The following is a 10,561-nucleotide window of genomic DNA, read 5'->3' as shown; positions in this document are numbered from 1 at the left end:
GGTGAGGATACTTGCCGCAGTGCTCGGTTCGCCGATCGCACACTCGAAGTCCCCGCTGCTCCACCGCGCCGCCTTCGCAGCGTTGAACCTGGAATCCAGCGAGTACTTCCGGTACGAACTCGGGGCCGATGAGCTCGAGGAATTCCTCGGCTCTCACCCCGATCACACCGGCTTCTCGCTGACGATGCCGTTGAAGGACCGACTCGTCACACTCGCCGCCGAACGCGGGTGGAACCTCGACGAGACGGCGGCACTGACGGCCGCCGGCAACACCCTTGTGCGCCACCGCGGAGAAGTGCAGGTGGCAAACACCGACGTCGAGGGCATCGTGCGTGCCATCGCCCCGCACAGGGAATCAGGACCGTCCGCGTCCGGTGGTGCGGGAGCCGGTCGCGCGACGATCCTCGGCGCCGGAGCCACGGCCGCCTCGGCGCTCGTGGCCTGCCGCGATCTCGGGATCGCACACGTGGACTTCCGCGTCCGCAGCCCGGACCGTGCCCGCCGGGTCCTCGACCTGGCCGAGCGGATCGGTCTGACCGCCTCGGTGGGCGACCTGACCTGGATCGGTCCATCGGAGATCGTCGTCTCGACCCTGCCCGCCGAGGCGGCCCCCGACCCGATCTGGGATGACTCCTTCGCCCCCGGTGCGATCGCCCTCGACGTCGCCTACGCCGCCGATTCGACCTTCCTCGCCGCGGCTGCCGCGCACGGTCTGCGCCCCGTCGCCGGAACCGCCATGCTCGTCGAACAGGCCGTCGCCCAGTTCGAGATGTTCCTCGCCGCAGCCAGGGCCGACGGCCCGACGACGACGGAGACCCTGCCGACGTCGCAGGCCCTGCCGGCGGCAGACGACCTGACCGCGCGGGTCACGGCGGCCATGTACGCAGCACTCGAGGTCCCGCCGGTCCGGGCGCAGGACTGAACCGGCGATCGCGATGGACACCGGAGTGCTGCACGGGATGACCATCGGAGTCACGGTTCTGGCCGCTCTGGCCTGCGGTCTCATCCTCGCCGTGACCCCACGGGCCTGGCTCAACGACTCCGCGCACCTGCAGCGGTGGCAGTCATCCAGATGGGCTCGCGGCATGGGACCGATGCTGCTCGGCCCCATCATCGCCGCGGCAGTCGCCGTCGTATTCACCCTCTTCGTGCTCGCACCACTGGAGACCGGGTGGAGCGCCTATGCGCCGCTGGGCGGAACGACGTTCGCCCCGGGCCAGCCGAACTCCGCCGATCGCATCGTCTCCGCCCTGCTGCTGGGACTCGTCTCCGGCGCCACGCCATTCCTCGTCACCGCAGACCTGAGCGTCCGCAGACTGCCTGATCGGATCGTCATTCCCCTGTCTCTGGTCGCCCTGGGACTCCTGATCACGGGCTCCGTGCTCGGAGAACTGCCGATGTGGTTCGCGTCATTCTTCGCAGGACTCATCGGCCTCGTCTTCTTCACGGCAGTGCACCTGGTGGGTCGAGCGCTGCGGGCGCGGACGATGGGGCTCGGGGACGTCAAGCTCGCGTTCATCGTCTTCGCCGTGCCCGGTCTCTTCGATCCGTGGGCACCTGCGCTCGTGCTTGTCGCCATGATGCTCATCAGCGGGGCCTGGGCGCTCATCGGAGCGATCCGAGCCGGGCGGGTGCGCGGGGTGACCATCGCCTTCGGACCGGCCATGCTTTCCGGCATGTGGCTCGGGTGCCTGTTCGCCCCAATACTTTTGTAGAATCGGTGGAATGTTGAGATGGCTGACTGCAGGCGAATCCCACGGCGAAGCGCTGACTGGGATCATTGAGGGGCTTCCCGCCCATGTACCGATCACCAGGGACGATATTCGTGCGAGCCTGGCTCGCCGCCGACTCGGCTATGGCCGCGGCGCACGGATGAAGTTCGAAGCCGACGAGGTGCGTCTCCTCGGCGGTGTCCGCCACGGGCAGACCTTGGGCTCACCGGTGGCGATCGAGGTCGGCAACACCGAATGGCCGAAGTGGGAATCCGTGATGAGCCCGGATCCCGTCGACGCGTCCGAACTCGAAGGACTGGCGCGCAACGCCCCGCTGACTCGGCCGCGTCCGGGCCATGCCGATATCGTCGGCATGCAGAAGTACGGCTTCGACGAAGCCCGCCCCGTGTTGGAGCGCGCCTCGGCGCGTGAAACCGCGATGCGCGTGGCACTGGGCACGGTGGCCGCGAAGTTCCTCGGCGAATTGGGCATCACCCTCGTCTCCCACACCGTGGCCATCGGCGGCGCCGAACACGCTGCCGATGCGCTGCCTGCGCTGCCGACCGCGGCCGATGTCGAAGCCCTCGACGCAGATCCTGTCCGCTGCTTCGACGCCGACCTCTCGGCGGCGATGGTCACCGAGATCGACGCGGCGAAGAAGGCCGGGGACACCCTCGGTGGAGTCGTCGAAGTCCTCGCCTACGACCTGCCTCCGGGGCTGGGCTCCCACGTGCATTGGGACCGTCGTCTCGACTCCCGTCTGGCCGGTGCCCTCATGGGCATCCAGGCGATCAAGGGCGTCGAAGTCGGAGACGGCTTCCTCACCACGAAGCGTCCCGGCTCGCAGGCCCATGACGAACTGGAAGTCGGACCCGACGGATTCCGTCGCACGAGCAATCGTGCCGGTGGCACGGAAGGCGGAATGTCCACGGGCGGTCCGCTGCGGGTGCGGGCGGGGATGAAGCCGATCGCCACGGTGCCGCGTGCCCTGGCGACGGTCGACGTCGAAACCGGTGAGGCCGCGAAGGCGAACCATCAGCGTTCCGACGTGTGCGCGGTTCCCGCCTCGGGAGTCGTCGCCGAAGCCATGGTGGCACTGGTGCTCGCCGAAGCCGTCGTCGAGAAGTTCGGCGGAGACTCCGTTGCCGAGACGAAGCGGAACCTGGACGCCTACGTCGCGGCCATTCCGGAGAACCTCCGCATCGGACAATGAACCACACCCCGCTGCCCAAACCGGTTCCGCCCCTGGAACCGGTCCCCGCCGCGCTCTCGCGCATCGTGCTCTCCGGTCCGCCGGCGGCAGGGAAATCGACGATCGGTCGGCTGCTCGCCGATAGGCTCGGCCTGCCGCTGACGGACACGGACGCGAACATCGTCGACAAGTACGGGGTCATCTCGGAGATCTTCGTCGAACGCGGCGAAGATCACTTCCGACGCATCGAACGCGAGGTCGTGCGCAGGGCACTGCGTCGTCTGCTCGATCGTCCGGGCATCGTGTCCCTGGGCGGAGGAGCGATCCTCAACCCCGGCACCCGAGCTCAGCTGCGACATCCGGCGATCAAGGTCGTGCACATCGATATCGATGTCGACACAGTGTCCCAGCGGCTGACCGCCCCGCACCGACCGCTGCTGCGCGGTGCCGGCAGCCCGGTGGAGAACTGGCTGGCCCTGGTCAACGAACGCGAACCCCTGTACGAGCAGGTCGCGACCTTCCGGGTCCAGGCCTCGAACTCACCGCCGTCGACGGTGGTCAACCGAGTCGTTGACGTCCTCACCGGTCTGCAGCGAGCCGAGGAGTACGCGAAGTACGCCGATCCCGACGACGACGGATCCGGTCAGCAGCGCTGAGCACGGCCCTGGCGGTGAGACGTCTGCGACCACATCGGTCACCCGTTTCGCCGCCGGGAGCCTGTGAGGGCTAGGCTGGATCCGGCCCACGGAACAGGTGCCTCGACTCCGAGCACTCACCGGGCGGCCGAGCCTTGAGAGAAGACGATGAACGATCAGGAAGACGGACGAATGAGCCTCACACGCATCAATGTGGACGCCGGCGGGAACTACCCCGTCCTCGTCGGCCAGGGACTGCTCGGCGAACTGCCCGAGCTGCTCGGAAACCGCGTCGAGAAGGTCCTCGTCATCCACCCCCGCGCACTGCGCACCACCGGTGAGACCGTTCGCGACGACCTTGCCGCAGCCGGTCTCGAGGCCGTGGCCGCGGAGATCCCCGACGCCGAAGAGGCCAAACACGTCCAGGTCGCCGCATTCTGCTGGCAGGTCCTCGGCCAATCCGACTTCACCCGCACCGACGCGATCATCACCGTCGGCGGGGGAGCGGTGAGCGACCTCGGCGGATTCGTCGCCGCCACCTGGCTGCGCGGAATCAAGGTCATCCACATCCCCACCACCGTGCTCGGCATGGTCGACGCCTCCGTCGGCGGCAAGACCGGGATCAACACGGCCGAAGGCAAGAACCTCGTCGGCTCCTTCCACGCACCCGCCGGTGTCCTCGTCGACCTCGACACGCTCGGAACCCTGCCGGAGAACGAACTGTTCACCGGCCTCGCCGAGGTGGTCAAGACCGGATTCATCGCCGACCCCGCGATCCTCGATCTCGTATCGAACCACTCGAAGGACGAGATCGCCGATGTGCACGGCCCTGTGCTGCGCGAACTCATCGAACGTTCCATCCGGGTCAAGGCCGATGTCGTCTCCGGAGACTTCAAGGAGTCCGGACGCCGGGAGATACTCAACTACGGCCACACCCTCGGCCATGCGATCGAGCACAAGGAGCGCTACCAGTGGCGTCACGGTGCCGCCGTATCGGTGGGCATGGTCTTCGCCGCCGAGGTGGCGTCGATGATCAAGAGCCTGCCCTATGAAGTCGTCGACCTCCACCGTGAACTGCTCGGCAAACTCGGACTGCCGGTGGGCTACCGTTCCGATGTGTGGCCGCAGCTGCTGGACACGATGAAGAGGGACAAGAAGGCCCGCGGGGCGATGCTGCGGATGGTGCTGCTCAGTGATATCGGCGAACCGAGCACCGTCGAGATCCCCGATGCCTCCATCCTCTTCACCGCCTACCAGGAGATCGGCGAGGATTCGCCGACGGTTCCCCTCGGCATCGGCCTCGGCCTCGACTGACCCCGCCCGGATGGAAGCGTCCCGCTGGGCTTGCTAGACTTGCCCAGTGGCGCGTTCGTCGACCCCGCACCTCGGGGTCCTCCGACGCGTCGTGCCGACTGCGATCACCATTCGGTGATCAGGACTGAACCGAAGAAGGACGAATTAGTGGCGACAACGAACGACCTGAAGAACGGCCTTGTGCTCAACCTCGACAACCAGCTGTGGCAGGTGCTCGAATTCCAGCACGTCAAGCCCGGAAAAGGACCGGCCTTCGTCCGCACCAAGCTGAAGAACGTCATCTCCGGCAAGATCATCGACAAGACCTTCAACGCCGGCACCAAGGTCGAGACCGCGAATGTCGACCGCCGCGATATGCAGTACCTCTACCATGACGGCACCGACTACGTGTTCATGGATGCCAAGGACTACGACCAGGTCAACATCTCCGCAGAGCTCGTCGGCGACGCCGCGAACTACATGCTCGAGAACCAGGATCTGCAGATCTCCTTCCACGAGGGCACCCCGCTCTCTGTCGAGCTGCCGCCCTCGGTGGAACTGACCATCACCCACACGGAACCCGGACTCCAGGGCGACCGTTCGACCGGTGGTTCGAAGCCCGCGACCCTCGAGACCGGCTACGAGATCCAGGTGCCCCTGTTCCTCGAAGAAGGCGTGAAGGTCAAGGTCGACACCCGCAGCGGCGACTACCTCGGTCGCGTCAAGTAAGTGGCGTCCGCACGTACCCGAGCCCGTCGCCGGGCTCTCGAGCTGCTCTTCGAAGCCGGGCAGCGTCGACTGGCCATGGACGAACTCGTCACCATGCGGTCGAACGATCCCGACTACCCGATGAAGGAATACGCGGTCGAGATCGTCAAGGGCATCACCGAGAAGCAGGCGGAGATCGACGAGATCATCTCCACCTACTCAGAAGGCTGGACCCTGGATCGGATGCCGGCCGTCGACCGGTCGCTGCTGGAGATCGGGACCTGGGAGATGCTGTACAACGACGAGGTACCCGACAAAGTGGCCATCGACGAAGCAGTGTCCCTGGCCAGACAGTTCTCCACAGATGACTCTCCCGGCTTCGTCTCGGGGTTGCTCTCCCGCATCCTCGACGTCAAACCGACACTCATCTGAGGCGGCGGGTCCGCACTCCGGACCCGCCCGCCGGTGGGCACCCCACCGGGTTTACAATCGAATCGAACCACTCCTTTAACCACCGTCCAGAGAGGCGGAGAAGGGGAAATATGACACAGCGAACAGTGCTGGACGCCCCCGATATCTCGCGGGCGATCACCCGCATCGCACACGAGATCATCGAATCCAACAAGGGCAGCGACGACCTCGTCCTCCTGGGCATTCCGCGCCGCGGAGTCCCGCTCGCCCACCGACTCGCCGAGGCGATCGCCTCCATCTCCGGCCGGCCCGAGACCGCAGGCGAACTCGCCGGCAGCCTCGACATCACCATGTACCGTGACGATCTGCGCGGCGGCTCCTACCGGGCGCCCGAACCCACCACCATCCCGAGTGCGGGAATCGATGCGAAGACCGTCGTCCTCGTCGACGATGTGCTCTTCTCCGGACGCACCATCCGCGCCGCCCTCGACGCCCTTGCCGATGTCGGTCGGCCCGCCAAGGTCCGCCTCGCCGTCCTCGTCGACCGCGGCCACCGGGACCTTCCGATCCGTGCCGACCATGTCGGCAAGAACCTTCCGACCTCTAGCAGTGAACGCGTCAACGTCTCCCTGACCGAAATCGACGGAGACGACTCCGTGAGCATCTCGGGAGGCCGCGAATGAAGCATCTGCTCGACACCGCATCGCTGAGCCGAGACGACGCCATCGGCATCCTCGATATCGCCGAGGAGATGACTCTCGTCTCCGAACGCGAGGTCAAGAAGCTCCCCGTGCTGCGGGGACGCACAGTGGTCAACCTGTTCTTCGAGGACTCCACACGCACCCGACTGTCCTTCGAGGCCGCAGCCAAACGGCTCTCGGCCGATGTGCTCAACTTCTCCGCCAAGGGCTCCTCCGTGTCGAAGGGTGAGAGCCTCCAGGACACGATCCAGACGATCTCGGCGATGGGCGCCGATGCCATCGTCGTCCGCCATTCCGGAGCGGGCACCGCCCACCGCCTCGCCCATACCGGGTGGATCGACGTCCCCGTCGTCAACGCCGGCGACGGCACCCACGAACACCCCACCCAGGCGCTCCTCGACGCTTTCACCCTGCGTCGGGCACTCGCCGGAGTCCCCGCCTCGGGGCCGGTGCAAGGGGGACCCCGCGGTCAGGGACTCGACGGAGCGAAGGTTGCCATCGTCGGAGACATCCTGCACTCCCGAGTGGCTCGGTCGAACGTCCACCTGCTCGCCCGCCTCGGCGCGGACGTCCACCTCATCGCACCACCCACCCTGCTGCCCTGGGGAGTGTCGAACTGGCCGGTGACCATCCACTACGACTTCGATTCGGCGCTGAGCGCCGAGGACTTTGCAGCCGTGATGATGCTGCGCGTCCAACACGAGCGGATGCACGAATCCTTCTTCCCCAACGAACGCGAATACGCCCGCCTGTGGGGACTGAGCGCGGCTCGTCTGGCCAAACTGCCGGAGACGAGCTTCATCATGCACCCAGGGCCCATGAACCGCGGCTTCGAAATCTCCGCTGCCGCAGCGGACTCACCCCGCGCCCTCGTCCTCGACCAAGTCGAGAACGGAGTGAGCGTGCGCATGGCGGTCCTCTACCGTCTGCTGACCGGTCAGGAGGAGACCAATGACTGATTACCTCATCCGCGGTGCCGATGTGCTCGGACGCGGAGTCGCCGATATCGCGATCCAGGACGGTCGCATCGTCGACCCCGAACTGCTGAGCACAAGCGACTATGAAACAGTCGACGCCGCAGGACTCGTGGCCCTGCCGGGACTCGTCGACATGCACACCCACCTGCGCGAACCCGGCAAGGAAGACGCCGAGACCGTGCTCACCGGATCACGCTCAGCCGCCTCGGGAGGGTTCACCTGCGTTCACGCCATGGCGAACACCGCGCCCGTGGCCGACACCGCCGGCGTCGTCGAACAGGTTCACCGCCTCGGCCGCGCCGCCGGATTCACCGAAGTCGTACCCGTCGGCGCCGTGACCACCGGACTCGAGGGAAAGCAGCTCGCCGAGCTGGGAGCCATGGCGCGCTCCGGAGCTCGCGTGCGGATGTTCTCCGATGACGGAATCTGCGTCTCCGATCCGCTGCTCATGCGCCGCGCCCTCGAATACGTCAAGACCTTCGACGGGATCATCGCCCAGCACGCACAGGAACCACGCCTGACCGAAGGCGCACAGATGAACGAGGGAACGGTCTCGGCCGAACTCGGACTGCCCGGCTGGCCAGCCGTCGCCGAGGAGTCGATCATCGCCCGCGATGTGCTCCTGGCCGAACACGTCGGATCCCGGCTGCACATCTGCCACGTCTCCACGGCCGGCAGCGTCGACCTCATCCGCTGGGCCAAGGCACGGGGGATTGCCGTGACCGCCGAGGTCACACCGCACCATCTCATGCTCACCGACGAACTCGTGCGCACGTTCGACCCCGTCTACAAGGTCAACCCGCCGCTGCGCACCGACCGCGACGTGCAGGCACTCCGGGCTGCACTGGCAGACGGCACGATCGACGTCGTCGGCACCGACCACGCCCCGCACACCGCCGAACACAAGTGCAGCGAATGGACCGCAGCGGCCATGGGCATGGTCGGCATGGAATCCGCCCTGTCGATCGTCGTCGCCGCCATGGCCGACCACGACTTCGACTTCGGCGATGTGGCGCGCGTGATGTCCTCGGCTCCGGCCCGGATCACCGGAGCCTCCGGGCACGGCAGCCTCGAGCTCGGAGCGAGTGCGAACATCGTCCTCGTCGACCCGGCAGCACCGCACCGCATCGAACCCGCCGACCACGCCACAAAGGGACGCAACAACCCCTTCGCCGGCGTCGAAGTCACCGCGCAGGTCACCGACACTTTCTTCTACGGCCACCGGGTCTTGGCCGCAGGGGCACTCACCACACCCCACCCGGCAGGAGCAACATGGACACAACAATAGGCACACTCATCGTCGCGGCAGTCATCCTCCTCGTGATCGTCGCGATCGCCTGGGGATGGAGCCGACGCAAACGGGCCCAGTCAGAGGTCGTCACCCCGCCGAAGCCCCATATGGGCATCAAGGCCGTGGGCGAGCCGGTCGAAGGCTCCTATGTGTCGACGACGAAGGCCGGCCATCCGCTCGAACGCGTCGCCGTCCACGGCCTGGGCATCCGCACCACCGGGGAACTCGTCGTCACCGACGGGGGAGTGATCATGGACCTTGCCGGACGCGAGGACTTCCTCATCCCGCGCCGCGACATCGTCTCCGTGGACACCACGAACGGGATGATCGGGAAATTCGTCGAACGCGGAGGCATCATCCGCATCACCTGGCACCTGGGCGACACCCTCGTCGACACGGGCTTCCGCGCCCGCTACGCCGCATCCACCACCCCCACCGTCGACCGCATCCGCGAAATGATCGAAGAGGCACAATGAGCTTTTCCACCACCCCCGCCGTCCTCGTCCTCGAAGACGGCCGGACCTTCCACGGATCCGCCTACGGACACATCGGCGAAACCACCGGTGAAGCCGTGTTCGTCACCGCCATGTCCGGCTACCAGGAGACGCTGACAGACCCGTCCTACCACCGACAGATCATCATCCAGGCCGCTCCGCACATCGGCAACACCGGAGTCAACCGCACCGATGACGAATCCGCCCAGATCTGGGCCGCCGGCTACGTCGTCCGCGATGCCTCCCGGATCTCATCGAACTGGCGCTCCGAAGGCGACCTGGCCGACTGGTTGACCGAGTCCGGGATCGTCGGCATCTCCGACGTCGACACCCGAGCCCTGACCCGCCACCTGCGCGACAAGGGAGCCATGCGCGTGGGCATCTTCTCCGGACCCGCCGCCGAGGCGCCCGAATCCGAACTCCTCGCCCGTGTCCAGGCGTCTCCGCAGATGGCCGGAGCCAACCTCGTCGACGAGGTCTCGATCACCGAACCCCGACTCATCCCCGCCCGCGGGGAGAAGCGCTTCAGCGTCGCCGCCGTCGACCTCGGCATCAAATCGATGACCCCCGAACGACTGAGCGAACGCGGAATCGACGTGCACCTGCTGCCGTCGACGATCAGCTTCGACGAGATCCGGGCCCTGGGCGTCGACGGAGTCTTCTTCTCGAACGGCCCCGGCGACCCCGCCACCGCAGACGACCAGGTCGAACTGCTGCGCGCCGTGCTCGACGCCCGAATCCCGTTCTTCGGCATCTGCTTCGGCAACCAGCTGCTCGGTCGGGCCCTGGGCTTCGGCACCTATAAGCTGCCCTTCGGCCACCGCGGGATCAACGTGCCCGTGATGGACCGGACCACGGAGAAGGTCGAGATCACCTCGCAGAACCACGGCTTCGCCGTCGACGCTCCGCTGACAGGCGAGACCACCGCCCCGCACAAGGCCGACTACGGCCGGGTGACCGTCTCCCATGTGTGCCTCAACGACGACGTCGTCGAGGGACTCGCCTGCCTCGACATTCCCGCCTTCTCCGTCCAATTCCACCCCGAGGCTGCGGCCGGCCCGCACGATTCGAGCTACCTGTTCGATCGCTTCGTCGACCTCATGTCCGCTTCCCAGGCCGATTCGGCTGCCCAGGCCTAAGGAGAACC

The 10,561-nt window shown here is 66.7% G+C and carries 12 protein-coding genes; all 12 read left to right on the top strand.

Features of this window, described 5'->3' with window-relative positions; translation table 11 throughout:
• Position 1 precedes the first annotated feature (1 nt).
• The 12 genes from ACVZTU_RS10185 (at position 2) to carA (ending at position 10,553) form a co-directional block, all read left to right on the top strand.
• Positions 2–922, top strand: coding sequence for a shikimate dehydrogenase family protein (locus tag ACVZTU_RS10185; RefSeq protein WP_376905623.1), 921 nt, complete (start codon positions 2–4; stop codon positions 920–922).
• A 13-nt stretch (positions 923–935) separates the two neighbouring features.
• A complete protein-coding gene (locus ACVZTU_RS10180) occupies positions 936–1,715 on the top strand; it encodes a prepilin peptidase (protein WP_172169709.1) in 780 nt (259 codons plus the stop codon).
• 10 nt (positions 1,716–1,725) lie between these two features.
• Entirely contained in the window at positions 1,726–2,925 is a 1,200-nt protein-coding gene (aroC, locus tag ACVZTU_RS10175) for a chorismate synthase (protein ID WP_434589673.1), read from the top strand.
• On the top strand, positions 2,922–3,560 hold the full coding sequence (locus ACVZTU_RS10170) for a shikimate kinase (RefSeq protein WP_139467338.1): 639 nt from the start codon (positions 2,922–2,924) through the stop codon (positions 3,558–3,560). The genes aroC and ACVZTU_RS10170 overlap by 4 nt, the downstream gene beginning before the upstream one ends.
• Before the next feature lie 171 nt (positions 3,561–3,731).
• Complete coding sequence (gene aroB, locus ACVZTU_RS10165; protein WP_264801811.1) at positions 3,732–4,853, top strand: 3-dehydroquinate synthase; 1,122 nt, start codon at positions 3,732–3,734, stop codon at positions 4,851–4,853.
• A gap of 147 nt (positions 4,854–5,000) precedes the next feature.
• Positions 5,001–5,561 (top strand): elongation factor P, encoded by a 561-nt coding sequence (gene efp, locus ACVZTU_RS10160; RefSeq protein ID WP_025777834.1) that lies wholly within the window; start codon positions 5,001–5,003, stop codon positions 5,559–5,561.
• A complete protein-coding gene (nusB, locus tag ACVZTU_RS10155) occupies positions 5,562–5,972 on the top strand; it encodes a transcription antitermination factor NusB (protein WP_139467336.1) in 411 nt (136 codons plus the stop codon).
• A 110-nt stretch (positions 5,973–6,082) separates the two neighbouring features.
• Positions 6,083–6,634, top strand: a complete 552-nt coding sequence (pyrR, locus tag ACVZTU_RS10150) for a bifunctional pyr operon transcriptional regulator/uracil phosphoribosyltransferase PyrR (protein ID WP_139467335.1) — start codon at positions 6,083–6,085, stop codon at positions 6,632–6,634.
• Entirely contained in the window at positions 6,631–7,611 is a 981-nt protein-coding gene (locus tag ACVZTU_RS10145) for an aspartate carbamoyltransferase catalytic subunit (protein ID WP_139467334.1), read from the top strand. The genes pyrR and ACVZTU_RS10145 overlap by 4 nt, the downstream gene beginning before the upstream one ends.
• A complete protein-coding gene (locus ACVZTU_RS10140; protein WP_139467333.1) occupies positions 7,604–8,917 on the top strand; it encodes a dihydroorotase in 1,314 nt (437 codons plus the stop codon). Before ACVZTU_RS10145 ends, ACVZTU_RS10140 begins: the two co-directional genes overlap by 8 nt.
• Complete coding sequence (locus ACVZTU_RS10135; RefSeq protein WP_139467332.1) at positions 8,902–9,396, top strand: PH-like domain-containing protein; 495 nt, start codon at positions 8,902–8,904, stop codon at positions 9,394–9,396. Before ACVZTU_RS10140 ends, ACVZTU_RS10135 begins: the two co-directional genes overlap by 16 nt.
• Positions 9,393–10,553, top strand: a complete 1,161-nt coding sequence (carA, locus tag ACVZTU_RS10130) for a glutamine-hydrolyzing carbamoyl-phosphate synthase small subunit (protein ID WP_139467331.1) — start codon at positions 9,393–9,395, stop codon at positions 10,551–10,553. Before ACVZTU_RS10135 ends, carA begins: the two co-directional genes overlap by 4 nt.
• The last annotated feature ends 8 nt before the right edge of the window (positions 10,554–10,561 follow it).

Source organism: Brevibacterium sp. OS20 (assembly GCF_056837565.1).
Note: the sequence above shows the minus strand (reverse complement) of the source record. Positions and strands in the feature narration are given on the sequence as shown.